The sequence below is a fragment of the Candidatus Nanosynbacter lyticus genome, assembly GCF_030253515.1.
GTDB classification, from domain to species: domain Bacteria; phylum Patescibacteriota; class Saccharimonadia; order Saccharimonadales; family Saccharimonadaceae; genus Nanosynbacter; species Nanosynbacter lyticus_A.
In genome coordinates this window covers 316,047-342,240 of sequence record NZ_CP124549.1, presented here as the reverse complement: position 1 = coordinate 342,240, position 26,194 = coordinate 316,047, and the positions used below count along the sequence as shown (strand labels likewise).

The 26,194-nt window shown below is 52.7% G+C and carries 27 protein-coding genes and 2 tRNA genes; 24 read left to right on the top strand and 5 right to left on the bottom strand.

All coding sequences use genetic code 11. The features are described from left to right. Positions 1 to 42 precede the first annotated feature (42 nt). From NLML1_RS01765 to NLML1_RS01755, 3 genes are all read left to right on the top strand, one after another. Complete coding sequence (locus NLML1_RS01765; RefSeq protein WP_285441841.1) at positions 43 to 777, top strand: HAD family hydrolase; 735 nt, start codon at positions 43 to 45, stop codon at positions 775 to 777. Then, positions 743 to 1,534, top strand: a complete 792-nt coding sequence (locus tag NLML1_RS01760) for a hypothetical protein (RefSeq protein ID WP_285441840.1) — start codon at positions 743 to 745, stop codon at positions 1,532 to 1,534. The genes NLML1_RS01765 and NLML1_RS01760 overlap by 35 nt, the downstream gene beginning before the upstream one ends. Before the next feature lie 314 nt (positions 1,535 to 1,848). Beyond that, positions 1,849 to 2,256 (top strand): hypothetical protein, encoded by a 408-nt coding sequence (locus NLML1_RS01755; protein ID WP_285441839.1) that lies wholly within the window; start codon positions 1,849 to 1,851, stop codon positions 2,254 to 2,256. An 83-nt stretch (positions 2,257 to 2,339) separates the two neighbouring features. On the opposite strand, the gene NLML1_RS01750 is transcribed toward NLML1_RS01755, so the two are convergent. Further along, positions 2,340 to 2,426, bottom strand: a tRNA-Leu gene (locus tag NLML1_RS01750). 110 nt (positions 2,427 to 2,536) lie between these two features. On the opposite strand from NLML1_RS01750, the gene NLML1_RS01745 reads away from it, so the two are divergent. Beyond that, positions 2,537 to 3,973 (top strand): sortase, encoded by a 1,437-nt coding sequence (locus NLML1_RS01745; protein ID WP_285441838.1) that lies wholly within the window; start codon positions 2,537 to 2,539, stop codon positions 3,971 to 3,973. A gap of 25 nt (positions 3,974 to 3,998) precedes the next feature. On the opposite strand, the gene NLML1_RS01740 is transcribed toward NLML1_RS01745, so the two are convergent. Further along, entirely contained in the window at positions 3,999 to 5,486 is a 1,488-nt protein-coding gene (locus NLML1_RS01740; RefSeq protein WP_285441837.1) for a PEGA domain-containing protein, read from the bottom strand. 88 nt (positions 5,487 to 5,574) lie between these two features. Between NLML1_RS01740 and NLML1_RS01735 the strand changes: the two genes are divergently transcribed. The 7 genes from NLML1_RS01735 (at position 5,575) to NLML1_RS01705 (ending at position 13,298) form a co-directional block, all read left to right on the top strand. Then, on the top strand, positions 5,575 to 6,519 hold the full coding sequence (locus NLML1_RS01735) for a DUF4367 domain-containing protein (protein ID WP_285441836.1): 945 nt from the start codon (positions 5,575 to 5,577) through the stop codon (positions 6,517 to 6,519). A gap of 68 nt (positions 6,520 to 6,587) precedes the next feature. Beyond that, positions 6,588 to 8,021, top strand: a complete 1,434-nt coding sequence (gltX, locus tag NLML1_RS01730) for a glutamate--tRNA ligase (protein ID WP_285441835.1) — start codon at positions 6,588 to 6,590, stop codon at positions 8,019 to 8,021. 87 nt (positions 8,022 to 8,108) lie between these two features. Further along, a complete protein-coding gene (locus NLML1_RS01725) occupies positions 8,109 to 9,248 on the top strand; it encodes a DUF3048 domain-containing protein (protein WP_285441834.1) in 1,140 nt (379 codons plus the stop codon). Next, a complete protein-coding gene (locus tag NLML1_RS01720; RefSeq protein ID WP_285441833.1) occupies positions 9,200 to 10,756 on the top strand; it encodes a sensor histidine kinase in 1,557 nt (518 codons plus the stop codon). Before NLML1_RS01725 ends, NLML1_RS01720 begins: the two co-directional genes overlap by 49 nt. 12 nt (positions 10,757 to 10,768) lie before the next feature. Beyond that, positions 10,769 to 11,143: a response regulator transcription factor gene (locus NLML1_RS01715; protein WP_285441832.1), complete on the top strand. Its 375-nt coding sequence runs from the start codon at positions 10,769 to 10,771 to the stop codon at positions 11,141 to 11,143. Positions 11,144 to 11,186: 43 nt separating this feature from the next. Beyond that, positions 11,187 to 11,261, top strand: a tRNA-Glu gene (locus NLML1_RS01710). Positions 11,262 to 12,542: 1,281 nt separating this feature from the next. After that, positions 12,543 to 13,298: a hypothetical protein gene (locus NLML1_RS01705; protein ID WP_285441831.1), complete on the top strand. Its 756-nt coding sequence runs from the start codon at positions 12,543 to 12,545 to the stop codon at positions 13,296 to 13,298. Here NLML1_RS01705 and NLML1_RS01700 read toward each other — a convergent pair. Further along, positions 13,279 to 13,710, bottom strand: coding sequence for an NUDIX hydrolase (locus NLML1_RS01700; RefSeq protein WP_285441830.1), 432 nt, complete (start codon positions 13,708 to 13,710; stop codon positions 13,279 to 13,281). The genes NLML1_RS01705 and NLML1_RS01700 overlap by 20 nt on opposite strands. 154 nt (positions 13,711 to 13,864) lie before the next feature. On the opposite strand from NLML1_RS01700, the gene NLML1_RS04440 reads away from it, so the two are divergent. Then, positions 13,865 to 14,197 (top strand): TIGR02391 family protein, encoded by a 333-nt coding sequence (locus NLML1_RS04440; RefSeq protein WP_353961981.1) that lies wholly within the window; start codon positions 13,865 to 13,867, stop codon positions 14,195 to 14,197. Positions 14,198 to 14,214: 17 nt separating this feature from the next. Here NLML1_RS04440 and NLML1_RS01695 read toward each other — a convergent pair whose 3' ends face one another. Together NLML1_RS01695 and NLML1_RS04435 are read right to left on the bottom strand one after the other, a co-directional pair. After that, a complete protein-coding gene (locus tag NLML1_RS01695; RefSeq protein WP_285441829.1) occupies positions 14,215 to 14,439 on the bottom strand; it encodes a hypothetical protein in 225 nt (74 codons plus the stop codon). A 2-nt stretch (positions 14,440 to 14,441) separates the two neighbouring features. After that, a complete protein-coding gene (locus NLML1_RS04435) occupies positions 14,442 to 14,840 on the bottom strand; it encodes a phospholipase D-like domain-containing protein (protein WP_353961980.1) in 399 nt (132 codons plus the stop codon). 180 nt (positions 14,841 to 15,020) lie between these two features. On the opposite strand from NLML1_RS04435, the gene NLML1_RS01690 reads away from it, so the two are divergent. The 12 genes from NLML1_RS01690 to der all read left to right on the top strand — a co-directional run bounded on the left by NLML1_RS01690 (position 15,021) and on the right by der (position 25,990). Continuing rightward, on the top strand, positions 15,021 to 15,668 hold the full coding sequence (locus tag NLML1_RS01690) for a hypothetical protein (protein ID WP_285441828.1): 648 nt from the start codon (positions 15,021 to 15,023) through the stop codon (positions 15,666 to 15,668). A 97-nt stretch (positions 15,669 to 15,765) separates the two neighbouring features. Further along, positions 15,766 to 16,257, top strand: coding sequence for a hypothetical protein (locus NLML1_RS01685; protein WP_162454128.1), 492 nt, complete (start codon positions 15,766 to 15,768; stop codon positions 16,255 to 16,257). After that, positions 16,242 to 16,691, top strand: coding sequence for a hypothetical protein (locus NLML1_RS01680; protein WP_285441827.1), 450 nt, complete (start codon positions 16,242 to 16,244; stop codon positions 16,689 to 16,691). The genes NLML1_RS01685 and NLML1_RS01680 overlap by 16 nt, the downstream gene beginning before the upstream one ends. Next, positions 16,684 to 17,040: a GNAT family N-acetyltransferase gene (locus NLML1_RS01675; RefSeq protein WP_285441826.1), complete on the top strand. Its 357-nt coding sequence runs from the start codon at positions 16,684 to 16,686 to the stop codon at positions 17,038 to 17,040. The genes NLML1_RS01680 and NLML1_RS01675 overlap by 8 nt, the downstream gene beginning before the upstream one ends. A gap of 54 nt (positions 17,041 to 17,094) precedes the next feature. Then, positions 17,095 to 17,817 carry an ABC transporter ATP-binding protein gene (locus NLML1_RS01670; RefSeq protein ID WP_285441825.1) on the top strand — a complete coding sequence of 241 codons (723 nt, stop codon included), beginning with the start codon at positions 17,095 to 17,097 and terminating at the stop codon, positions 17,815 to 17,817. Then, the gene (locus NLML1_RS01665; RefSeq protein WP_285441824.1) at positions 17,814 to 19,073 is read left to right on the top strand and encodes an ABC transporter permease; all 1,260 of its coding nucleotides are present in this window, start codon (positions 17,814 to 17,816) and stop codon (positions 19,071 to 19,073) included. The genes NLML1_RS01670 and NLML1_RS01665 overlap by 4 nt, the downstream gene beginning before the upstream one ends. A 99-nt stretch (positions 19,074 to 19,172) precedes the next feature. Next, positions 19,173 to 21,107, top strand: a complete 1,935-nt coding sequence (locus NLML1_RS01660; protein WP_285441823.1) for an ATP-binding protein — start codon at positions 19,173 to 19,175, stop codon at positions 21,105 to 21,107. Positions 21,108 to 21,152: 45 nt separating this feature from the next. Beyond that, entirely contained in the window at positions 21,153 to 22,583 is a 1,431-nt protein-coding gene (locus NLML1_RS01655) for a response regulator transcription factor (RefSeq protein WP_285441822.1), read from the top strand. A gap of 1 nt (position 22,584) precedes the next feature. Further along, positions 22,585 to 23,304, top strand: a complete 720-nt coding sequence (locus NLML1_RS01650; protein WP_285441821.1) for a pseudouridine synthase — start codon at positions 22,585 to 22,587, stop codon at positions 23,302 to 23,304. 169 nt (positions 23,305 to 23,473) lie between these two features. Beyond that, positions 23,474 to 23,764, top strand: a complete 291-nt coding sequence (locus tag NLML1_RS01645; protein ID WP_162420594.1) for a hypothetical protein — start codon at positions 23,474 to 23,476, stop codon at positions 23,762 to 23,764. A gap of 279 nt (positions 23,765 to 24,043) precedes the next feature. After that, positions 24,044 to 24,499 (top strand): hypothetical protein, encoded by a 456-nt coding sequence (locus NLML1_RS01640; RefSeq protein ID WP_285441820.1) that lies wholly within the window; start codon positions 24,044 to 24,046, stop codon positions 24,497 to 24,499. Positions 24,500 to 24,556: 57 nt separating this feature from the next. Continuing rightward, positions 24,557 to 25,990, top strand: coding sequence for a ribosome biogenesis GTPase Der (gene der, locus NLML1_RS01635; RefSeq protein WP_285441819.1), 1,434 nt, complete (start codon positions 24,557 to 24,559; stop codon positions 25,988 to 25,990). The last annotated feature ends 204 nt before the right edge of the window (positions 25,991 to 26,194 follow it).

The following is a 26,194-nucleotide window of genomic DNA, read 5'->3' as shown; positions in this document are numbered from 1 at the left end:
TAAGCTATTGCGAGAAAACTAAAAATACGAGATAATCAAGCGATGAAGCAGCAGAAATTCGCAGTTTTTGACATCGACGGCACGCTCATTCGCGGCGGGCTGTACCGGCAATTGATGCTCGGGCTGATTGATGCCGGTGTCATTCCCGAACTCCACGCCTCGATCATTCAGCAAAAATTACTCAGCTGGAAACGGCGCGAGTCAAAAAATGCCTATGACGAGTACGAACTGAGTTTAGTCAACGCTATTGCCAGCTCACTCGCCGACATCCCAACCGCGGTGTTTGACGAGGTCGCGAGCAGCATCGCCGAGAGGGAGCTCGACCACGTCTACACCTACACGCGACATCGTCTGCGCGAGCTAAAGCAAGCGGGCTACTTCCTGATCGCTATCTCTGGCTCGCAGCAAGAGATAGTCGAGCCATTCGCTAAAAAATACGGCTTTGATGCCTGGGCGGCCCAGGTGTATGAACGGCAGGGCGATACCTTTACCGGTACAATCATTACCAAAACGTATACCAATAAAGATAAAATCCTCCAAAGAATCATCGATAAGCACGGGCTAACGCTTGCTGGCAGTTATGCCTTTGGCGACAGCGAGGGCGACCGGCACCTCCTGGCGATGGTTGAACATCCCGTCGTCTTTAATCCTACCGAAAAGCTGCTTGAAATTGCCAAAACCAACAGCTGGCCAATTGTCCTGGAACGGAAAAGCGTGGTATTTGAACTCGAGAAAGGCGAACGTGGATACCTTTTGGCGCAAGCAGGAAAAATCTAAGCCGCTGTTTCCTGACGTCGAATGGAATCGGCCAGAGCGCCGCGACCAAGCCGGGCGGCTGGGGATTGTTGGCGGTAACAAGCTTGGGTTTGCGGCAGTGGCGACCAGCTACCAGGCAGCACGTGACGCCGGGGCAGGCGAAGTGCGAGTCTTGCTACCCGACATACTGCGTCGCACCGTGCCAACAGTGATGACCGACGTCCTATTTGCGCCCACTAATCCGTCCGGCGGCCTCAGCGGCGCGGCGGCAGGCGAATTGGCCGCACTCGGCGAGTGGGCTAACGTCATGCTACTGATCGGTGACGCCGGCAAAAATAGCGAAACGGCCGCGCTGTACGAGCAATTTGTGCGCCAGTACCACCGGCCGGTTGTACTGAGCCGCGACGCCATCGACCTGGTGCAAAACAGCTTTCCCGCCATCCTCGACAATCCCCACGTCGTCTTTGTCGCCTCGTTCGCCCAAGTACAGAAACTCTTTCGCAGCGTCTACTATCCAAAAATCCTGACATTTAGCATGCAGCTGGCGCAGTTCGTCGAGGCGCTGCATAAATTCACCATCACCTATCCGGTCACATTAGTAGTTTTTCATGCCGATCAATTAGTCATCGCACGGGGCGGAGAAGTCGTCACCCAAGCCTGGACCGAGCCGATGCAGCTTTGGCGCGGACAAACCGCCGCGCGCGCCGCCAGCTACCTCTTGTGGTCGCCGGAGGCACCGTTGGCAGCCATCAGCACCAGCATGGCCGCTAGCGTATAAACCAGGGCGGTTTCCACCAGCTCTTGACGATTTATAAACTGCGCGGTATAACAAGGATAGCTATGTCACGAAAATGCCTGATTTACCATCCTGTGGCTGAATTTCCTCTGTCAGATCCAGATTTTGCTCAAGAGATACAGGAACGATTTAGTAGACTGAGTGACAACCCCATAAAACCAACGCAGCCCGAGGAGCGTCATCTCACTATCCTAGGCGCCCGAGAATACCCAAAGGTCCTACATCCATCTAGACTGCGCGTCCACCTACCAGAACAATCACAAAAGAGACTTGAGCTCAACGTAGTTGGTGCTCGTATGTTAGGAGAGTGTGCACTCACTCTGGTATTCAACGACCTCAGCCAAACTTTACCGCGGGAAGAAAGACGACGTATCAAGCAAGCATTTATAGAAGCAGGGGCTACCACTCCTCACCATAAAAAATTCAAGCCACACGTCACCATTGCCAAGATTCCCAGGGGGATTAGTAGACGACATGTGATTCGCTGGACAGAAAATATGCTACCGACAGACCCAACCATCATCGTTGGCGGTATCACGCAGAACAACCTCTCGGGGAGAGAATTTAACGAACAGTCCCTCATCGAGTTTGATTTTAGTAATGAGGGTCATTTTCTCGATCTACAGGTTGCTGACTGTATGCTTCTGCCGCCACTAAAACAAAAGCCAGAGAAGAAAGGGTGCGGGCATCATTCTCATTCTTAACATTAGCTTCTCGTAAGGTATTGCCATCAATAAAATTCCCGCTACAAAAACGGGAATAAAATTAAACAAACTGAGGCGACCTCTGGTACCGCGGGCCGGACTTGAACCGGCACGAGCGATTGCTCACCAGATTTTGAGTCTAGCGCGTCTACCAATTCCGCCACCGCGGCACGAGAGAACGCCCCAAGTCATCTGAGGGTAATTATACCACGGCCGCTACCACATCAGCAAGAGCCCGAATACTTTATCTTTCTGGCGTTTTCCCGTATAATAAGAGGTGATGAATCCACATGACGATCAGTTTGGCAGGCGAGTGGGAGCGCCAATCTCGAGTCAACCTCGTCCACTGACGCCGCCGCCACGTGATTATTCCGGCTCGCAAGCTGCTGCCGCCAATGTTATTCGTGATCAAATCAATGCTATTTACGGCGGTCGCGGCACCGAATCAACGCCACACACCACACCGGTGGTTCAACCGCGCCCTATAGAGCAGCCACATCCAGAACCGACCGAGCGCACCACTGTCACGCCGCCACCGCGCACGCCAAGCCCGCACGCCCTGAACACCGCGCCACCGGCAGCACAACCGACCCAGCCGATTGCAGCGTTATCTCCCGCTCATCCCGCTCACATCACCGAGTCACCCCAGCCCCAACCAGCGAACAAGTCAACGGACAAGCCCACCGCCGCGCCACCAACCACACAGCCGCAACCGACCGCCCCGGCAAAAACTCCCACTCATCAGCCGCAAATCACCGCCGATCAGTGGAAGCAGTACCACAGCTCGTGGCAAAAATATTACCAGATGTACTACGAGCGCTATTATGCCTCGCACCTTGATCAAAAGCAACAGGAATTTGACCGGCTGGTCAAGTCTGCTCGCGACGCCAACACCGCCGCCGCGCCGGCCATGACCGATATGTTGTCCGCCCAAAGCCCCATCAAGCGCCTCCGTGCCCAGATCCAGCAGACCGTCCGCGACAAGGCCAAAAAAGTCACCAAATCACGCCACTTCATCCCGGCACTAGCGGGCGTACTGGTGCTGCTAGCGTTCGTCTTTTTGCAGTACAACCGCGTTCTGTTCGGTATCGCCGCTGCCTACACCACCCCGGGCAATGTTGATCCACAAAACATCATCGTCAATCCAGCCAGCAACGCCGCTGTCGGCCCCGACCCACGGCTGATCATCCCCAAGCTCAACGTTGATGTACCGGTCATTTATGGCGTTAACGCAGCCGACCATAACGCTCAAATGAAAGCAATGGAGAAGGGCGCTGCTCACTTCGCGATCGCTGGCGCTAACGCTGTGCCTGGCCAAGTTGGTAATGCCGTCTTCTCGGCGCACTCTTCTAACGATGCCTTCGCTGCCGGTGACTATAAGTTTGTCTTTGCCCAAAACGAAAAGCTCGTCAAAGACGACATCATCTACATGCACTACCAGGGCAAGCGCTACACCTACGCCGTCACCAAAAAAGAAGTCGTCCTGCCAAACGAGGTCAGCCGTATCCAAATTCAAACCGATAAGCCGATGCTCACTTTGATCAGCTGTGTACCGCTTGGCACCGCCGAAAAACGCCTGCTGGTCTTTGCCGAGCAAATCAGCCCCGACCCATCTGGTGCTACCAAATCGACCGAGCCAGTCACCACTCGATCCGCCGCTATCCCGGGTAAGCCATCGCCAACACTGCTTGAGCGATTATTCGGCGCCAAAGAATAAAGCACAATAAGATTCAAATTAGCACTTAGCGCTTGATCGTCATTCGCAGCCGCGACATCGTCACCGTGCCGTTATCGGCTCGACGGAAAGCATACAACCAGTCGCCGTCGTGCGACAGTGACGCATCAAACCCTTCGCTGGCCTCGAGCATCGTTGACTGATTAGCGCCGTCGAACTCGCGCATCACCAGCTTGCCACCCTCAACACTCCACACGTGATAATCATCCAGCCAGTCAAGCACCGTCCCCGTCGGCAGCGCCGTATCGTGCGACATCGACTGCCGTTCAATATCATAACTCATAAAACCAGCCCCCGTTCGCATCAAGACAAACCGCCCAGTGCCGCTCAGATCAAGCTCAGCTAATTGCTCGCCGACGGTAATAGACTTGACGCGGCTGAGTAGCTTTGCTGCCGACGAGCTCGACCCGTCCAGCGCCGCGCCGGTGTGCAGCGTCACTGTTGAACCAACGCCAACCACCAGCACGTCTTTATTATCATAGCGCGAGAACTTGATCATCAACGGCGTCGAGGCCTCCGCCTCAGTCTGTCGCCGCACGACCACTGGCTCAGTCCAGTCCTTGCGCCAAATGCCCGCCAGCTGCAACTTGCTCGTGCCATTCGTCCCAACGTAGGTGATATAATCCGTACCATACACCGAGAACGATTGCACATGACTGATCAGCGGCGCAGAAATCGTTGCTGCGTTCAGGTCCGCTCGCCGCAGTTCGCCGCTCGACTGTAGTATGTATAGTTCGTTGCCGCTCTCACCGAGGAAGCGCACTTCTCGTAGCTCCAGCCCAATCACTTTCGCGATATCAACGACTGTTTTATTCTCGCGGTCGACTTTCAGCCACTGGACTTTTTCGCCTTGGCCTTCGACCACATAGGTGTGTTTGAGAATGGCGTAGCGGTTGCCCGAATCCCACTCAACAATCTTGAGTGCATGCGCTGTTGACTGACCGCCGTAACCCGCCACCACCGACGTATCCAATGTCACCTCATTAAACTTTGGCTTATCCGAATCGCGCAAATCGCCCCAGACGATCTTCGGCGCATCGGTCGCTTGCATCACACCCAGCATGAACCGCCAATTTGGCGAAAATCGCACTGAGGCCAGCGACGAAAATTCCTTGACCGAACTCACCACCCGCTCACTCGGTACCAGCCGCGCATATGATAGCCAGGTCAGTGTCCCGGCCTTAACCTCGACGACCTTGCGCCACTCGTCATAGCCGTCCAGGCGCATGGAAAATTGATGCTGCCCCTCAGGAAGCATGCCTTTAATATGTGTCTTGCCAAGCTCCGTGCCATCGACAAACACCCGTGCGCCTTGCGGCCGCGAATCATACTGCACCAGCGCCCGCTGCTCAACCGTCTGCGTCTTAAGATTCAGCTGATAGCCAAGCGTATGAAAAATCAAAATGAACGCCAATATACACACCGTCAGCACCATAATGGTATAAATCAGTGTCCTCCGAGCAAGTTCTAGACCACGCTTTTGTTTTCGATACATAATGAGAGATTATACCACATTTCGCCCCTTGCAAAAAGCATGTCCTCTTTGTACAATAAAATATAAGCATTAGGAATACGAGGGGTTCATGAACAAACAAATCATCCATAAAACCGTCCACAAAACTGCCGGCCAAAAATCAACGACACTCAGTCGCCGCCATGTCGCCGCGCCGTCACATGCCAAGCGTCGCCTGGCCAGTCGCCTCGACATCACGCGCGACACCTCCGTCCCGATGAGTGTTCATGTCAATAAATTTGCGCCGAGCGTGCCGAGTGTCCAGCTGCAACCAACCAAGCGTGACCGTCCTGCCGAACCGCACCCGACCATGGTGCGCGCTCAAGCTCGCGCTGCCCAACAGCCTCATCAGACCACCCGAACTGCAACTCGCCGCAGTCCAGCCACATCACACCATCACTCGACTCGTATCGTTAAACCAAACCAAGCTCCAACCAAGCAGCATCCTGCGACCCTCGCGCCCAAGCCAGCTGCCGTTCTCAAGCATGAAGCCATCACCGAAGCCCTGCAGCGCGCTACCACCCCGCCAAAAGCACCGCGCCGCGCCAAAAAACCAAAGAGTCGCATGGGTCGCTGGTTGCAAGTCGCCTCCGTCGGCTTGGCTATCATGCTAATCGGCGGTTATTTCACGTATCTCGGTATGCCCAATATCTCCACCCGCATCGCCGCCATCCAATCTGGTATCAACGCCAAATACCCCGGCTACCGCCCAAGTGGCTATGCGCTGAGTGGCCCAATTACCTTCAAGAGCGGGGAAGTCCGCATGAAATTTGCCTACGCTGACGGCGGCCAATCCTACACCATCACCCAGCAAAAAAGCTCACTCAACTCCGCCGCCCTCAAAGAGACTCTGACCGCTGACGGCGGCGACGTCCAAACTACCACCGCCGGCGGTCTGACTATTTACAGCACCGACCGGACGGCCAGCTGGATCAATGGCGGCGTCCTCTACCAAATCACCCTCGGCGGGGCATTGTCAAGCGAGCAAGTCACCAAAATCGCCACTAGTTTATAATCAGCCCCGTAAGCACGCAGGCACCCCTCACGTTTACCAGCGCCGCGCCCGCGTGCTATAATCACCCCATGACTACACGCACTCGTTTCGCACCCTCGCCAACAGGGTTTTTGCATGTTGGCGGCATTCGCACGGCATTATTTGCTTTTCTCGTCGCCCGGCAGGCTGGCGGCCAATTTATCCTGCGCCTCGAAGACACTGACAAGGTCCGCGAAGTTGCCGGCAGCCGCGAGCATCTGATCGCCAGTCTCAAGGCACTGCACCTCGACTACGACGAAGGCCCGGACATTGGTGGGCCATACGGGCCATACATCCAAAGCCAGCGGCTCGAACATTACCGCCAGTGGGCGCAGAAACTAATCGACGCCGGCCGCGCCTACGCTGATCCCTACACACCTGAGCAAATCCAAGCATTTCGCGACGCCGCCCAGGCCGAGAAGCGCGCCTTCCGCTACCGTGACCATCGCCCTAACAATCCACCGGAGTGGGACGGCACGATGCCGCTGCGCTTCAAGGCTGAGCCCAAAAGCTATACCTACCACGACGAGGTCATGGGTGACGTCACCACCAGCCCCGAGGTAGTTGACGACTTCATCCTCATCAAGTCCGACGGCTACCCGACCTATAATTTTGCCCACATCATCGACGACGCCGAGATGAATATCACCCACGTTATTCGCGGCCAAGAGTTCATCTCGAGTATGCCAAATTATCTGGCACTCTACGAGGCATTAGGATTGCCGCGGCCTGTTTTCGCGCATCTGCCGCATATCATGAACGAGCAGGGCAACAAGAAATTAGGCAAGCGCGACGGCGCCAAAGACGTGCTAGATTATATCCGCGACGGCTATCTGCCAGAGGCGCTGGATAGTTTCATCGCCACCATGGGCTGGAACGACGGCACCGAGCAAGAGACCTTCACTATGAACGAGTTGATAACCAAATTCAGCCTCAGCCGCGTGCAGCGCTCGGGCGCTCGCTTTGACGAAAAGCGGCTACTGTGGACGAATGGGCAATTTATCCGCTCGCTCGCGCTGGATGACTTAGCTGGGCGAGTCAATGATTTTTGGCCAGACAGCGCCGCCGGGGCAGACGAAGAATATCGCCAACGCGTCTTGGCACTGGTGCAAGATCGCTTGAAAACCCTGCGTGATCTCGGCGGGTTTGGCTACTTTTTTGCAGAGCCTGAGATTAACATGGAGCTCATCGATAGCAACAAACAGCTCAAGAAATTACCCGAGCATGAGCGGCGCGAATTACTAGAGACTGCCCACCACAAACTCGCCACGCTCACCGACTGGACACCAGACGCAATTCAAACTCGGCTGAACGAACTGCTAGAAATTACCGGCCAAAAGCCCGGCATTCTCTTTAGCCTCATCCGCATCGCCATCACCTGGGCGCCGTTCAGCCCGCAGCTGAGTGACACGCTGGCGCTGCTCGGCCGCGAGCGCACGTTGGCGCGGCTTGAGCGGGGAATTGCCGCGTTCTCGGCGGCGTAATTCGGGGCAGGTTGTATATCGAAATACTTCGATCAGCGAGCGCATCGCTCCGTTTACCGGATACGCCGCTTATGCTATACTAAACCTATGTACATCAAGAATCCTCGCCCAGCCACCGCGGCCCAAAAACCGACGGTAACATCAGCTAAACTTGAGCAGGCGTCACCAAACGTCCCGGCCAAAAAACGCTCGTTTGTCCAGTGGTGCAAAAAGCACTTGTGGGTGATCGTCTTAATTACTACCTCGCTGGTCATCGCTGGTATCTTTATTTTCGCTATCAATTCCGTCCAGCACGATGGCGGCCTACCGTTCTTCACTGCCAAGAAAAAGCCAACCAAATTCTACTCACCGCTCACCGGCCTCGAAGTCGCTGATGAAGCAGCCACCAAGCAGCCCGTCACTGGCGTCATGATCGAGAACAGCCCCGACGCTCGCCCACAGTCCGGCCTATCGAGAGCTGGCATCGTCTACGAGGCTGTCGCCGAGGGCGGCATCACGCGCTTCCTCGCCGTTTATCAGGGTGCCAAGCCAGCCCTCATCGGCCCAGTTCGTAGCCTCCGCCTCTATTACCTCAGCTGGGGCGCGCAATACCAAGCCTCCATCGCCCATGTTGGCGGCAGCTCAAATGCCCTCGATACCGTCCGCAGCAGCGGCTACCGCGACATCGACCAATTCTTTAATGGCGGCAGTTATTGGCGAGCCAGCGACCGTCGCGCCCCACACAATGTCTACACATCCGGTGAGAAACTTGATGCCCTCAACGCCAGCAAGGGCTTTAAAGAATCATCATTTACCGGCTTCAAGCGTGGCGATGGCAAGCCAGTCGAGACGCCAAATGCCACCACCATCCAGCTCAACTTTAGCGGCGGCACGTACAACACCGCTTACGCCTATGACAAAGCGACCAACACCTACAAACGCTCGCTAGCTGGCGCACCGCACGCCGACCGGGAAGGCGGCCAGATCGCCCCACGCGTGGTCATCGCTCTCGAAGCACCGCTCGAGCGACGCGTCGGGCCAGATGGCTACGAGGACACCGTCACCATTGGCTCGGGCAAGGCGACCGTCTTCCAAAACGGCACCGCTACCGCCATCACCTGGAAGAAAGACAGCCTCACCGCACCGCTCAAACTGCTTGACGAAAATGGCAAAGACTTTACCCTGGGTCGCGGCCAAACATGGATCGGCGTGTTTACGCCCGGGCGGGGATCCGTCACGTGGCAGTAGCGACTGGCGGCACGTCAATCTGTAGCTTTCGACGATACCACCGGCGCATGTTGTTCGCTTGTGCACTGGCCGGGCAGATGGCGGTGGCGCTCATCAGTGGTGTCGTCCTCAATATCACTGGTCTTACCTCGTGGAATCACCCAGCGTTCTGGTTAATTACTGGTACGATTTTCATTGTCGGCAGCTTTCTTTCGACCATGTTGATCATTATTGCCGGCCGGCCGCTTGATGATATCTTGACCGCCCTGATTCATAAACGCGGCGAGCGCACCACCACGCCTCTACCAAATCCGAACGCCGAGCAACACGCCAAAACCGGCTTCAAGACCGTCCTTGAACTCATCTACGACGAGCCGGCCCAGCCCGCACCGCCGCCAAGTCCCGACGCGCTACTGACCCAAGCGCTCAATCACACCAGCTGTGGCATCGTCGTCCTCGATCCCGCCAAGCGCATCATCTCCGCCAACAAGGCCGCCCCGATCGCCACTAATGCTGATGGCCAGCCGTATCTGGCGCTGGATTTTCTCAACGAGCAGTCGCTCAAAAATTGGCTCAGCGACGCCGACGCCCGCCAACTCTCCGCCGAGCGTACCTGGCGCCGCGTTGCCACTACCAACGGTGCCTTCAAAAAAACTCGCTTCTTTGACATCATCGCCTCCTACCAAAAAGACGCACCCGGCGAGACCGTCATCGTCCTCATCGACCGCTCGGCCCAGTACCTACCCGAGGAAGAAGACCTCAATTTCATCTCCTTCGCCGCCCACGAACTCCGTGGCCCGATCACCATCATCCGCGGTTATCTCGACGTCCTCGCCGAGGAGCTGGCCGGCCGACTCAAAGGTGATGAGCCGCAGCTGCTGGCGCGGCTGACGGTCTCTGCTAATCGCTTGTCTGGTTATATCAATAACATTCTCAACGTCGCCAAGTTCGACCGCCACCATCTCAGTATCCACCTCGCCGAGGACTCGCTGTCTGACATCTACGGCTCAATCGCCGACGACATGCAGCTACGCGCATCGACGCAGCACCGCTTGCTCAACATCAGCATCCCCTCCGACCTGCCAACCATCGCTGCCGACCGCTCCAGCATCAGCGAGGTCATCTCTAACCTCATCGACAACGCCATCAAATACAGTTTTGAGGGCGGCACTGTCTCTGTCAGCGCCGAACAAAAAGGTGACTTTATCGAAGTCTCTGTCGCTGACAATGGCGTCGGTATGCCGCCGAGCGTCGTCAAAAATCTATTTCACAAATTCTACCGCTCGCACCGCAGCCGCGAAACCGTCTCTGGCACCGGCATCGGCCTCTATATCTGCAAGGCCTTTATCGAGAGCCATGGCGGTCACATCACCGCTCGCTCCAAAGAAAACGAAGGCTCGGTCTTTTCGTTTACTGTGCCGGTGTACGCCGCCGTTAAGGACAAGCTACTCGAGGACGGACAGCTCAATCGCAATCTGATCCGCCAGGGCGGTGGCTGGATAAAAAATCACGCTATGTATCGAGGATAAGAGGAGGGAAGTATGGCAATCAAAACAATCTTGTGCGTGGAGGACGACCGCTTTATCGGCGAGATGTATGTGCGCAGCCTGCAAAAAGCTGGCTATGACGTGACCTGGGTGGTCGATGGTAATGACGGGCTGGTCATGGCCCGGAGTCAGCCGTTTGACTTGATCATCCTTGACTTGATGCTGCCCGAACAGCGCGGCGACCAAATTCTAGACGCCCTGCGCTCTGATGATACCGACCTGATTCCCAACAGTAAAATCCTCATCATGACTAACTTTGAGCAAGACGACGCCACCAAATCCGCCATCATGAACCGCGTCGACGGCTACCTCATCAAGGCCGACATCACGCCCCGCAAGCTGATCGACGTCGTCAACCAAATGGGCTAGACGCCCCCAGCTAACCATGCTATAATGGCCCGGTAGCTTACGCGGCCCTATCGTCTAGCGGTTAGGACACTGGGTTCTCATCCCAGCAACCCGGGTTCGATTCCCGGTAGGGTCACCATACAGGGATTTGTATTCCGTTCGGATTTGAAATAGCTCGTTTACCTCTGGTGGTGGGCTGTTTTTGTGGGTTCCAAAGTTTATTTGTTCGTAGGTTGGAAGCTTGTTGAATATAGCACCGAAAAAAGCGGCTTTTCGCAGTGGATTACAGAGGTCAAGTAGCAGCTCTGAAAGGTGTTCCAAAATATATTTTGCATATTGCAAAACTTGGTCAAATTCAGCTTGTAAATTCGGCTGCCTAGCAATTTCTTCATCCAGCTCTGCTAATTCTTTTTCGACGCTAACAATATCCTCTTCAAGGTATTTTAGGGCTGTCTCGCTTGTGACAATACACATCCGATCAACGGTTACCTTGATTTGGCTTTGCAAGCTCTCGCGGTGCTCTAGGCGTTGCCTACTAGCATCAATCTGCTTGGCCTGACGTTCGCGCCACAATTCAGCGATGGCGGCGATAACATCGTCAACATACTCTGGCTTGATAGTAATAGCCCTCACAAAGTCTTCTATCGTCTTATCAAATTCAGGCTTCGACACACGGAAGTAATGGCCATCGCGACTGCAGTGATAAGCTGGATAGTGTTTACCGAGCTTGCCACGAGCGCTACCAGATAGTGTCTTACCGCATTTAGGACAGGCAACTACCTGCTTATATGGATAATCTGGGTTATAAACTTGTTTACTTTTCAAATGATTCGGAACAGCCTTACGTTTAATGGTGATACTATCATGGCTATCAATCTCCACGAAGACTCGGCCGCGATTAGCTTCGTTGAATAAATCCACGCTAACGAGCCCATCAAACTGCGCTTTAACTGGCTTATCATACGTCCATTTTTCCTTAATAATACCGCAATATACCAATTTACTAGTGTATTGATCAATCATTTTGGCAGTCATTTTTCGGCCACCAATCTGTCGTTTAATTTTTGTTCGGTCGTATTTGTCGCGCACAATCGTCACGCGAGAGCGAAAGCCCATGGAATTAAGCTCATCGGCAATTTGCGGGTTTGTATAAACATGCGCAGCGCGCATCTCGTCCTTGGCGCGCTCAGCCTCCAGATACTCAGATTTTTGTGTTGGATTAAACTCACTCCAGTAATATTTGAACCCGGTATGCTCAAGAGTGTTAATTTGCTGCTTACCAATAACTCCGTACATATCCTCAAGTGCAATACCAAGCTTAGTCAACTGCCGCTTGAGCGGAGAATAGTAATCACCACCACCTCGTGTAAAGCGATCAATCGATTTGATACACATTCTTCGTAGTGACGCGGACATAGATATGTCTGAGTTTTTCAGAGACCTGTCTAGCCTTGCAAACACAATGGGTATTTGGTCTCATATTAAAGCTGGAGGCACGAAAAGCTTTTATATTAATCGATTGCATATGATAGAATCGCCGCAATTTTTGAGACAATACGAGGAATTTTGTGCGGATGAGTCGCTAAAAAGCGTGAACGGCTTAATCGTCTATATACTAGACGACCTGCTTTATGCGGTAAAGAAATATGTTAAAGATATGCAAAAAAACATGAATAATACATATGTCATACCCTCTCAAGGGGATGTTCATGATATGAATATCTTTCAGAATGGCTACCTTGTTGATTTTGAGGCGGCTGGATGGAACAGGCTATCTACTGACATATCAACATTCATCCATCATATTATATGTGGAGGAAATTATTTTGGACCATCGTATGCGAAATGGGCAGAGTCTAAACCTAATCCGCTAGGCAGATCTAAAGAGATCACTCATGCTGACGGTAAAGTATGGGTAAACCTCAATACCTCACGCCAAAGAATAGTTCATGATTATATGAAGTACTATATCAAAGGTATAGACAAGAATATCCTTAGCAAAATTAATAGAGAGATATGCGTAATGATGTCTCTAAGGCTACTAACTGTCTTTAATGTTGCTGCTATGTCTCCAGATGATAGAAATATTATATTCATCCTAGCAAATTACTTTTTCTCACACCGCACCGTAGAGGAGTCTGTAGGTAGTTGTTGCTTCAATGACGGTACATTTTAATTGCCTTAGCAAGAAGTTGTCTCGTGTTTTTGTGGGTGAGGAGCTGAAAAGCTTTTGGCAAGCTGACCCATAAGGGGCGTATATCCTCTCCCGGTTGAAGCTGTTGTCGCTGCCGAGGCACTAAGCTATTAATAGACATAGCATAGTATGAAACCTTTTTCACTACGTGTCCATCACCTGTTGAGAATTCATATATTAGAGTATCAATAAACCCTAGAATCGTTGTGTAGTATCCAGTCTCCTCAAGTATTTCTCGCACTGCGGTGTCACGGTGATGTTCTCCGGGTTCTATAGAGCCTTTAGGAAAAGAATATTCCTTGATTGGTTGCAATGATTCAATTATAAGAACCCTGTTATCTTTAAGGATAACCCCTCCTGAACTATAACGGTGAATAATATTTTTTGAAGCCATGCGTGTCTAAGTATAGCACAGGGTTGTTAGTATTTTCTTAAACACAGCATAAATTTCACGAGGTACTTTAAATGACTTACGCTTAGGGCGTTTATCCGGGCAATGTTTTGACATTCAACTAAAACTCTGCTAATATTTACCTAGGGCTAAGTCAATTAGTCAAAATCCAGACAAATCTCGTACGATCAGTGAGCTAGACGAAGGCCCTTTAATGATGAAAGTGTTTAGCGAAAACCCACAAGAGGCCGTGCTACACATTGCGCAATCAGCAACCCGTTCAGACGGAACTCCCTTTGATAACAAAACCAAGAAAAGTCTCGAGGCTGCACAGAGGTACTTGTCTGCGGGAATCGTTAGCGGCTATCGAAATCCCCTATCTCACGAAACACACAATGACTTGTCTGCGACAGGTGTCATTACCGAGCAACACTGTTTGGATGCTTTAAGCGTGCTATCCTTATTGCATACAAGGTTAGATGATTGCTAGGTAGTAGCAAAAGGCTATTACTCTTTTTTGGTGCCTTTATACTTTTCCAAAAACCCCTCAAAATCAAACCCCTCACTCTTGCTGGCAACATGTGCAAATCGCTGCATGAATTTCAGAAATCCGACTGCATATTCGCGATTGGCGTTGTTCGGGTCATGAAGCTCCAGATAGTGGATCGTTTTCTGAATCGTTTCTTCGTCTTCGTACAGGTGAAGATCTTTGATTGTGTTCTCGTCGTTCATGATTACTTCACCTCCATGAATTTATTTAAGCCAATAAAATCTATCAACATTTTCGCTTCAATCACAGATACTGTCCTTCTCATTATCTCACAACTATCGTGATATGAGAGAATATTTAGGCTACCTTCGTAAATAACCTGCCTATCAATGATGGCTAATTTACGGTGATGTTTGACTGTAAAAAGAACGTCGACACCCGCAGATTGTAGTGAACTTAGAGATTTTTGGACTTGCAATTTGTATATCTCATCGTATTCTTCAAGCGGTTTGGTGTTAAGCAATATTGCCACGCCACGCTTTTTGAGCCGATGAAATATCGGGATGAATCTTTCAACTCGGGCAGTTCTGAGAAACGGGCTTTCGATAATAACGCTTTTTCGGGCTCTTCGTAAGTCGCGCATAAACTGGTCGTCAAAAGTGTTCTGGTCGTAGAGTTTTGAGCTCGATTTTCGCAAATTAAACATCGCGCTCGTCCAAATCCGGCAAATACACCTCGCCATTTTTGATAACCATACCAAGCTCCTTGAAGCGATCCCGCAGTACAAACAAATCGCGAAAAAGGAGTTCCACATTTATATTGGTTGGCTCACCAATTAGGTTTTAAATTTGGCGGAGTTTCCGTCTTCTTTGTTTATCAAGAAAAGTTTGTATGGTTTGCAGTGTATATTTATAATAAAGGTAATTGTTTTAATTTATTAAATGGAAAAATCATGAGCTTTATCGGTAGACTGATTGACAAAGATAAGGTTAAGGAATTAACTGATAAATATAACCTGATTAGGCCAGGATTTGACGACAGCCATTCCCTTGATAGCCATATGATTGCAGTGGCATACAGCAAAGAAGACGACGCAATATGCGTTTCAGTACAGTCTCAACAAGGGGTATCTCTTAACGGTCAGCTACTCGCAGGAGGAATTCCTCGAATAAATGTGCTTATATGGAAGGGGTTTAACATACGCATAGACTTGTATGAAAGTTTTATGGGTCTCAATGTGGAAGAGTTTAATAGTGGACATGGACAAATCAAGGAGTTCATACTAGTAGCAAATCGTATTATAGCTCCGACTGAACTGAAGAGTGAAAAGGAAAAAATTGCACAACTAGTTGAAGAGAGTTCTCTTGCTCTTCATCAAGCCACACTTCTGCCCAGAGACAGTCAGAAGAAGAGCGGTTTTAGAGGAGTTGACATAACTTTTATGGATAAGGATGAGATATGGAAACTGTAGAGGGAGTTGTCAGTTGGTCTATTAAGGAAAAAAGGGGGTATTAACCTAACGGTTATAGAAATATTAGCCACCAAGAAGCTTGTTTAGAAAGGATGATATGGATTTTAGAAACGAGACGCTCAGCGAGAAAAAAGTTAAAGAAATAATACAAAAGTATAAACTATCCGCACCCTGGCCTGGTCGTGACGACACCATGGAGCGTAATTTAACAATGTGCGTTCGTGATACGAAAAAGGATGCGCTTTTTGCGTCTATACAGGGTCAGTTTGGTCGGGCACATAATGGTTTTCGTGTAGACAACGCCTTTGATGGCGTTGGTGTATTAATATGGATGGACACTGCTACAAGGATTGACTACTACGAAGACATAATAGGCCAAAATAAAGAAATCGTTATAATAGCTACTAAGATTGTTGCTCCAGAAAAAATACGTCCTCATAGCGACAAGCTATTATTTATGCTTAAAGAAGCATTACTAGCTTATCGTCGTTCAAGTCTACCACCAGCAAATAAAGACTTAAAACTTTCCTTCAAAAATACTGCAATAATAAGCTTCAATAATGGAGATAAGATATGGCAACAACAGTAGATGACCTTATTAGATTTGTATCAGAATGGCGAAGTAAGAATACTTACTCTACAACAAGTGAAGGAGTTCTTACTAGAGAGAGTTTACTTAAACTACTTAGCGATATCAATACCAAGATTGGGGACATGTCTTTTGAACCTCCTAAAGGTAAAAGTCGTGCATTTTTATACAGCAATATAGTCATAGAAAGCGACGGACATACGTATGCCAGCAAAGACTATATGTCTGATATCCTTAGGGCAGACAAAAAGGCATGCAGTATATATGACATGGAAGCTAGCCGGCTATTTGGCAACAATGTGTTTAGAAAAGCTTTAGTCCATACTATAGGCGATGAATTCTTATTTGATGAAATCACCGGTGATACTATCCAGATTGACCCTGTTTCTGGAAAGCCTTTGCCACGCACGCGACTACATGCAGCGGATGATTGACGATAGCGAGGATATGGACGGCGCGATGTATGTTGCCGAGGAGAACGGCCAGGTGGTCGGCTTTATTCAAGGCGTGATTATTGATCATCAGCCTGGTCAGGACGCCGTTTTCGATGCAGTGCATGCGCCGCGAAAAGACGGCTGGATCGGATTGCTTTATGTCGAGCCAGGGCAGCGCGGCAGCGGTATCGGACGAACCTTGATGGATGAAATGAAGCACTATTTCCAGAGTAAAAATTGCGATACCTTGCGGTTAAAAGTGCTGAGCAGCAACCAGCGTGCCATAGCGTTCTATGAAAAATATGGTCTTACGGTCCGCGAAGTAGAAATGATAACAAAACTGCAGTAGGTTTTTCGGGATCTCGGCTTGAAGCGGCGCCCCACCGCGCGCTATACTGATACTATGGCCCGCGAAATTCTTACCATTGAGCATCTCAGCAAGACCTACGGTTCGGGTGATAGCGCCACGCGTGCGCTCAAGGACGTCAGTTTTTCGATTCGTCACGGCGATTTTCTGATGATCACAGGGCGCAACGGTTCGGGCAAATCAACCTTTATGCATCAGGTGGCGATGTTGGACCGCCCTGATAACGGCACAATCTGGTTTGATAGTAGGGGTGACGAAACACCAGCGATAGAGATCACTCGGCTGCCAGAAAAACAGCGAATTGAACTGCGCCTGCGCCAAGTTGGCTATATTTTTCAAGAGTATGCCCTGATTCGTGAGCTCACCGCCCTAGAAAACGTCATGTTGCCGCGACTGATGTGGTGCTCGGCGAAGATTGCTCGGCAAAAAGCTCTGCACGAACTGGATCGTGTTGGTTTGAAGGACAGAGCGCGCCACCTGCCATCGCAATTATCCGGCGGCGAACAGCAGCGCGTGGCGATTGCCCGAGCGCTGGTCAATGAGCCGCACATTATCTTTGCCGACGAGCCGACGGCTAACCTAGATACAGTTGCTTCAACAAATGTCATGGAAACATTGAAGGAAATTAATGCCAGCGGCATAACCTTGGTGATGATCTCGCATGAAGCTGATGAACTAGCTTACGCCAAGCGGCAAATCGTGTTTGAAAACGGCAAGCTAAAAGGCGAGCGTCAGCCCGCAGCCGGGAGACTACTATGAGCCAGTCCCGCAAAACGCAGGAAACGCAAACGCCGCGCCAGCCCAAGAACAATCTGTGGCGCGAGTTCTTGCTGGGCTGGCGGTTGATGCGGCAGTACATCGTGCGTGGTCGCAAGTGGACTCTGGGCCTGACGACGCTGCTGGTGGCGGTGGCATTCATTAATCTAGCCTTCATATCGTCGCTGCTAGCTGGCGTCACGTCGGCGATTGAATCGCAGATCAAGAATTTAATGGTCGGTGAGGCCTATATTGATGTCAAAAAGCCTGGCGAGTACATCACCAATGTCGATGACAAGCTGGCCGAGATCAAACGCATCGACGGTGTGACGGCGGCTGACAAAATCCTGGCTGTGCCGGCGGTATTAGGATATAACGATGACAAGCAAGTGCAGGCCCGGATCAATGTCGTTAATCCGCAAGCCTTTCGCCAAACCCTGGAGGTCGCTAATCGCGTGTCGGATGGAACGTTTTTGGCGAGCGACGACGAGATCATGCTGGGTAGCCGGCTGCTCGAGAGAGGTTCGCTTGAAGGGGTTAAAGTTGGCGATCGGGTAACGATAAATGTTAACGGTAAAAAGGTCAACGTTAAGGTCGGCGGTATTACCTCGACGAAGTTCTATAATGCAGATATTCAGGCGTACATCTCGCGCGGTTTATGGCGCAAGCTCACCAGCGGTATACCGAGCCATTTGACGGCTGGCGAGAACGATGCCAGCATGATCGTCGTGCGCACCAGCCGCGGCAAGGAAGCGTCGGTGCAACGAGCACTTACTGACCTGAACTATCCGGGCCTGCGGGTTCACGATTGGCGTGACGGAGCGACGGTTATGGATACGATTACCGGTAGCTTTCAGTCGCTCAACGCTATTATGCTGATAGTTGGCATTATCATTGCGGCGGTGACGATCTTCATCGTGATTTACGTTGACATCATCAACAAGCGGCGGCAAATCGGCATTCAGCGGGCAATTGGCGTCAAGCCGCGAGTGATCGTCTTTAGCTACGTTCTACTAGCGCTATTTTATGCGGTGTGCGGTATAGCGGTCGGCTTGGTAATTTTCCTCGGTGGACTAGTGCCATATGTAGTGGCGCATCCGTTCAGTCTGCCAATTGCTGACGTGACACTCAACATATCGTGGTGGGAATTGCTATTCCGTGCCGAGGTTGTGCTAGTAGTCGCCATTATCAGCGGTGCCATCCCCGCCATCATGGCCTCGCGAATGAAGATGCTCGAGGCGATTTTAGGGAAGGGCTGAGCGGCCCCTCAGGGCAGCCAAATGCGTACCATGCTTGACTTGCCATGACGTGGCTCAATGTGGGTATCATTTTTGCTCGTCTCGGTCTATAATACAAGCATGAAGTGGGCGGGGGATATTTCACAAGTCGGTGAATTGTCGCGATTTTGGCTGCGGCGACTGTGCGAGGCAGCCTTGTTCGTCGGGCTGGTCATCGTCCTCCTCTACTCCTGGGCGCGCTTTATCCCGACCGGTTACCGGCTACCCATCGGCGAAGCCATCACCGACCTCGCCGCCGCCATCAGCGCCCTCGTCAGCCTCACCGCCCTCATCCTCTGTCTGTGGCTACCGCGCCGAGCCATCACCGCCGCATCCATCGCTGTCTATGGCCTAATCATCCTCGCCGTCGGTTCGCTGGTTGCCACCAGCGGCTTTCTGGCCTCGCCATTCGCCGCCGCCTGGCTCAGCGCTGCGGTGTTCGCCGGCTTCTTTGGCTGGCCCGTCGTCCTCGGCACCAGCCTCCTCGTCGTCACCGCCATCACCACTGCCGCCATCACCCAGCACGCCAGCCCCATCGCCACGATTGGCGCCCTATTTTTTGGCCTGGCGCCACTAGCTCTTGGCTTTATTATCTGGCGCCATCAGCCACGCGTCAGCAAGCTCGGCGACATATCTGAACTTCGCACCAAGCTATCCACCGCCGAGGGCACCTCTGACATCGTCATTAACACCATTGATGACGGCGTGCTGGCCATCTCGCGCGAGGGCAATATCGAGCTAATCAACCCCTCAGCCCAGCGGATCATCGGCTGGAACCAAGGCGACGCCCTCGGCCTCAAATGGCAAAGCGTCATCCAATTAGTCACCGCCGATGGCAAAGACGTCACCGTCACCGAAAACCCGGTCATGCAATCACTGATCAATAATCGGCCAGCGCACTCCGACAAATTACTCCTCCGCACCGCCTCTGACAAGCAAATCCTCGTCTCCATCGTCGCCTCGCCAGTCGGTAAAGATAGCGAAGGCATTATCGTCGTCTTTCGCGACATCACCAAGGAGAAAGCCGAGGAGCGCCAGCAAGCCGAATTCATCTCTACCGCCAGCCACGAAATGCGCACGCCCGTCGCCTCCATCGAGGGCTATCTCGGCCTGGCCCTCAACCCAGCCACCGCCCACATTGACGACAAGGCGCGCGATTTCATCACCAAGGCCCACGCCTCAGCCCAGCACCTCGGTCGGTTATTCCAAGACCTGCTCGACATTAGCCGCGCCGAAGACGGCCGCCTCAAGAATGAGCCACAGATTATCAATATCACCACCTTCGTCGGCGAGATCTTTGAGGGCCTGGCGCCACGCGCCGCCGAAAAAGGCCTCGTCTGCACCTTCCGTCCGGACGCCGCCGCCACTGTCCAGCCAGCCTACTACGCCAACGTTGACGCCGATCACCTCCGTGAAGTTGTTTCTAACTTGATCGAAAACGCCATCAAGTACACGCCCGACGGGGAAGTAGTCGTAGACATCACCGGCGATGATAAAACAATCACCATCAGCGTCCAAGACAGCGGTATCGGCATCCCCGCCGAAGATGTGCCACACCTCTTTCAAAAGTTCTACCGCGTCGACAACTCCGACACTCGCGAGATCGGCGGCACCGGCCTCGGCTTGTATCTCAGCCGCCGCTTGACCGAGGCGATGTCCGGCCGCCTATTCGTCATCAGCGAATACCGCAAGGGTAGCACTTTCTTTCTCGAGATTCCTCGCACCCGAACCGACGAGGCCATGCGCCAATTACCAACCACCCCCGCGCCCGCTGCTCCACCACTAGCCACCGAACCGCCAACCGCTGTCGCCGTCCAGCCAACTGTCCCGATCAATGCCACGCAGCCGGATGCCGCCGCTACCGTCCTGACTAAGCCGGCCACACCGCCCGTGCCGCCGCCCAACTTTAGTCCGCTGCCGCTGATGCCCGCACCACCAACTGAGCCAACCGCTACACCCACGCCATCAGTACCGCTCGCCGCCCCAGAACCAGACGCTGCCCAACAAAAACCATAACCACTATAGTATTTTGGCGCAAACTTCGGTATAGTAGGGGTAGTTATGACAAAGATTTTACTAGTAGAAGACGACAAAAGCCTGCGCGAGATTTACGGCGTCAGGTTACTAGCTGAAGGCTACGACATCGTTTCGGCGGGCGACGGTGAAGAGGCCTTGGCTATGGCTATCAAAGAACGCCCGGCCTTGATCGTCAGCGACGTGATGATGCCCAAGATTTCTGGCTTTGACATGCTGGATATCTTGCGCTCGACCACCGAGACACGCGACGTCAAAGTCATCATGATGACCGCGCTGTCATCCGAAGACCAGCGGCAACGTGGCGAAGCCCTCGGCGCTGATCGCTACCTCGTTAAGTCGCAAGTTGGCATCGAAGACGTGGTGCGCACCGTCCACGAAGTACTCGGCGATGCGCCAGAACCGACTCCCGTCGCGCCCGAGCCGGCCGCAGAGCCCGTAGCAGCTGACGCGCCGTTGAAGGCACCGGCCACCCAGCAAGACGCTCCGGCAGTCACCTTACCATCACCGACAGAGATAGCAGCTGCCGACGCGCAGGCTCGACAGTTTTTAGATGAAATTTCTGCCGTCCCCGCCGAGCAGCGCACAGTCCTCGAAAGCGATAAATTCGCTGGACCAATCGCCACACAAGTTGTCACCCCAGCACCGACTGCACCGATGGCCCCGCTAACTCAGGATGGCTCAGCTACCACGCCCACTCAAGCTAATCCAGATAATTCGACCCCTCCAGCAACTGACCCAGCACCGTTCGTCCTGCCGAGCGCCCCATTGGCACCGACGGCTCCGTCCGCATCGACTGAGCAAACCGCCGAGCCGGCCACCACAGAACCAGTGACGCCAGCCGACCCAGCGCCAACTCCAGCACCCGAGGTAGAGCAACCTCCGGTCTCTGACCCAGCGCCGTCCCCTGAGCCAGCACCAACGCCACCGGCCGACGCCCTGCCAGAGCCAACAGCGCCAGTCTCATCACCATCGCCGCAGCCGACCAGCCATGGTGGTGAGCGGGTGATCCAGCCACTGAGCCAAGAGCCACAGCCAGACATGTCCAAGATGATGGAACAGGAGCTCAGCGACCAACTCGAGTCTATGCAGGCCTCATCACAGCCAGCGCCAGATTCAAACGACTTCACGCTGCCGACGCCTGATGCTATGACCGAGCCGCACGGCGACCTGACGCTTGATGCACTCGAGCCGCTGCCGACGCCAGCCGATGACCAGCCACTTGATACCGGTACCGCGATCAATGCCGAGCTCGCCAACACGGCATCATCACAACCACAAAATGATGATACGCCATTCGTCCTGCCCACCCCAGCACCGATGCCGACCGACCCAGCTCCAGCGTCCGAGCCAGAGCAGACCTCAACCCCTAAAGGTGAGCCATCGCCCACAGCACAGCCAGCGACACCCCAGCCGCCGACCAACGCCTTTCCGCCGCAGCCACCGGTAGCCTCCTAGTATGACGACACCAACGCAAACATCCGATTCTACCGATTCATCCGCCCAGCGCCTCAACAAATTCGTGGCGCTGGCGCTTGGTGTGTCGCGCCGCCAGGCTGACGAGCTGATCGAGCAGGGCAAGGTCACGGTGAATGACCAGCCCGCCAAGCTGGGTCAACGCATCACTACAACCGACATCATTCGCTACGGCAACAAACCACTCACCGCTCAAACCCACCAACTCATCCTCCTCCACAAACCCGTCGGCTACCTCTGTTCACGCGCCTCTCAGGGCGGCGTACCGACTATTTACGAATTATTACCGACCAGCCTCCATCACTTGAAACCCGTCGGTCGCCTGGACAAAGACAGTTCGGGCCTCATCCTCCTCACCAACGACGGGGATTTTGCCCATCAAATGACACATCCGTCGTTTTATAAAATAAAGCGCTATCTGGTCACGCTCGACCAACCGCTCCAGCCGCTCCACCGGCAAATGATCAATGACTTTGGCGTGCAGCTACCTGACGGACCCAGCCAATTAACGCTCGAACGCCAGCACGAGGGCGACGACCATCGCTGGATCGTCCAGATGAGCGAAGGCCGCAACCGCCAAATCCGCCGCACCTTCGCCGCCCTCGGCTACACCGTCACCAAACTCCACCGGACAGATTTTGGTAATTACAGCCTCGGCGACATCAAACGCGGGGAATTCGTTAAGCAACCGTTCACCGATTAACCCAGGCCAAAAACGCCGAAAAGGCATATTATACCACATTTTTGACAAAATCCATTGACATTTTATTCTATTAGTGATATATATATCAGCTTTCAGCTCAAAGTTTTCGATAAAGAGCGGGAAGTCGCCCTTTAGCTTTGAGCTTTTTCTTCTACCGAAAGGAAAGATTGTGAATCAGTTTGCGCCGATGATCATTATGATCGCGATCCTCCTTGTGGGGGCGACCATCGCGGCAACGGCCGCGGTCTGCACCGTCACCGACGAATTGAGATTCCGGGGAGCGGGGATCCTCTTTTGGTTCGCGGCCACACTATTCCCGCTACTCCTCGCCACCTGGGCAAGAGGATGGGGATTCATCATTGCGATGACGATCTACATCGTCATCGTGATCGCCCCTGCGGGGGTGATCACGATGCTGAGTCTCTTCGACATCAAGAGAAAGGAGGCTTCAAAGAGATAGGGCTAACGCCCACCGAAAATAGCTCACCGAACTGACCTCAAACTGGTTGAGATGCATCATTTGCATTTCCTGGGTTGAGACATATCCAGTTCTGGTTTGAGCTCATTCGGTGGGCTATTTTCATTGTCTTTCGCCAAAACCCCGTGCCCCTATTATGTATGTTTACACATTGCCCACGGCCACCAGTAAGCGCAGGGAATTCTAACGAATTAGTTTGCTATAGCCTCACACAAATTGTATAATCTATATCATAAATACAGAGCGTACAAAGGAGTAGTCGTGAGCAATACATCAGAATTTCCAAATAGTGGCAACGAATCATTATGGCAAAAAGCGGGAGCAGTACTTGGTGCTGTGGCCACCACTGCACTATTTATGTCAGGATGCTGCGCACCAAAAGAAAAGACGGAAGTAACCAGTACAGCACAAGAGCAGGGAAGCCCTGCGGCTGACACGAAGACAGATTCAAGAGGCAACCCCGATCTTGATTGGAAGATTGTTGATAAAGGCTGTGCTGGTGGCGACGACTGCGAGGAAGGGGAATTGAGTGCTTACTCACATATAGCAAAAGCCTGCAATGGACCTACGCTGTTGTATCGATATTACAACGCTAATTCAAGAACAGGCAGCATCACCGCCATCCCTAACAGCCCTGAATGCGGTTACACTTCGCCAACACCAACTAGTCCTGTACCAAGCATTGAAGCGACAACCACCCCAACAAATAGTAATTAAGCCTCATAACGCTCATCCTCGCCAAAACCCCAAGCCTCTGGTATAATAGGCGTAATTATGTCTCATAAATTACCTACCGTCGCCATCATCGGCCAAGCTAACGTTGGCAAAAGTTCATTGTTCAATCGCTTGACGCGCGCCCGCACCGCCATCGTCGCCCGCGAAGCCGGCACCACCCGCGATAACGTCGTTGGCAAAGTCTCATATAAACGCCGCGCCTCATCTCCTGATGAGGCAAGCCAAGCTGAATTCTGGCTCATCGACACCGCCGGCCTCAAACCCGCTGAAGACGAATTCGAAGCCACCATCCAAGACCAAATCGCTGACGCCTCCGCCGCGGCCGACGTCATCCTCGTTATGGTCGACTCCACCGTCTACCCATCAGATGCTGACCGCCAACTGGCCAAAAAAGCCCTCAAAAGCGGCAAACCCGTCCTCCTCATCGCCAATAAAGCCGACCTCAAAGGCTCACTCCACACCGACGAATTCAAGCGTCTCGGCATCAAAACCATCATCAAAACCTCTGCCGAGCACAACATCGGCATCTCTGAGCTACTTGACAACATTGCCGATCTCATCCCGCCAGCCACTCAAACCACGCCAGACGACATCATCCGTGTCGCCTTGATTGGCAGGCCAAATGTCGGCAAAAGCAACTTATTCAACACCCTAGCAGGCAAGCAGCAAGCCATCGTCGCCAACGTCGCCGGCACCACCCGCGACGTCAACCGCGTCCAAGTCCGCTACCACAGCCAGACCATCGAACTACTCGACACCGCCGGCATCCGCCGCCAGGGCAAACAAGAAACTGGCATCGAAAAGTTCTCCGTCCTGCGCACCATGCAGGCCATCAACGAAGCCGACATCTGCTTCCTGCTGATGGATGTCAACGAATTGAACGTCGGACTAGACCAACGCCTGGCAGGCATCATCGACGAAGCAGGCAAAGGTCTAGTCCTGGTCGTCAGCAAATGGGACTCCGTCGAAGGTAAAGACGCCTACACCCGTGACGAGCTAGCGCCGCAAATTAGCTATCATTTCAAATTCACGCCCTACGCACCGCTGATTTTCACTTCATCAGTTACCGGTCAAAACGTCGCCAAATTGTTCGACCTAGCCCTCGATATTTATAAGCGCCGCCGCCAAGAATGCAAGACCCGCGTCCTCAACGACCTCTTACAAAAAGCCGTCGCCGCTCATCCGCCAGCCGGCCTGAAGAACTCGCATCCAAAGCTCCGCTACATCGTCCAGACCGACACAGCTCCGCCATGGTTCGTCATCTACGGCAGCAACCTCAAATTCGTCCACTGGAGCTACAAACGCTACCTGGAGCGAACTTTACGCGAAGCCTTCAACTTTGCTGGCACACCAATTAAACTATCTTTCCGCGACGAAAAGCAGCTAAAAGCCAACCGCGAACGCGTCGCCCGCGGCCTGGCACCGGTCACCAAGGCCTACAAACAGGCCAAAAACGCTGAAAAAGGCATATAATACCACATTTTTGACAAAATCCATTGACATTTTATTCTATTAGTGATATATATATCAGCTTTTGTTGACGAGTTGAGTACATCCTTGTCCGAAAGTGTAGTTTGACAAGCAGAGAAAGTTTCGATTTGAGGTGGGATGTCGTGGTGTATCATAAGAAGCACCAAAACACCCCATCTCGAGTCGACCCATCCGAGTGTCGACCAG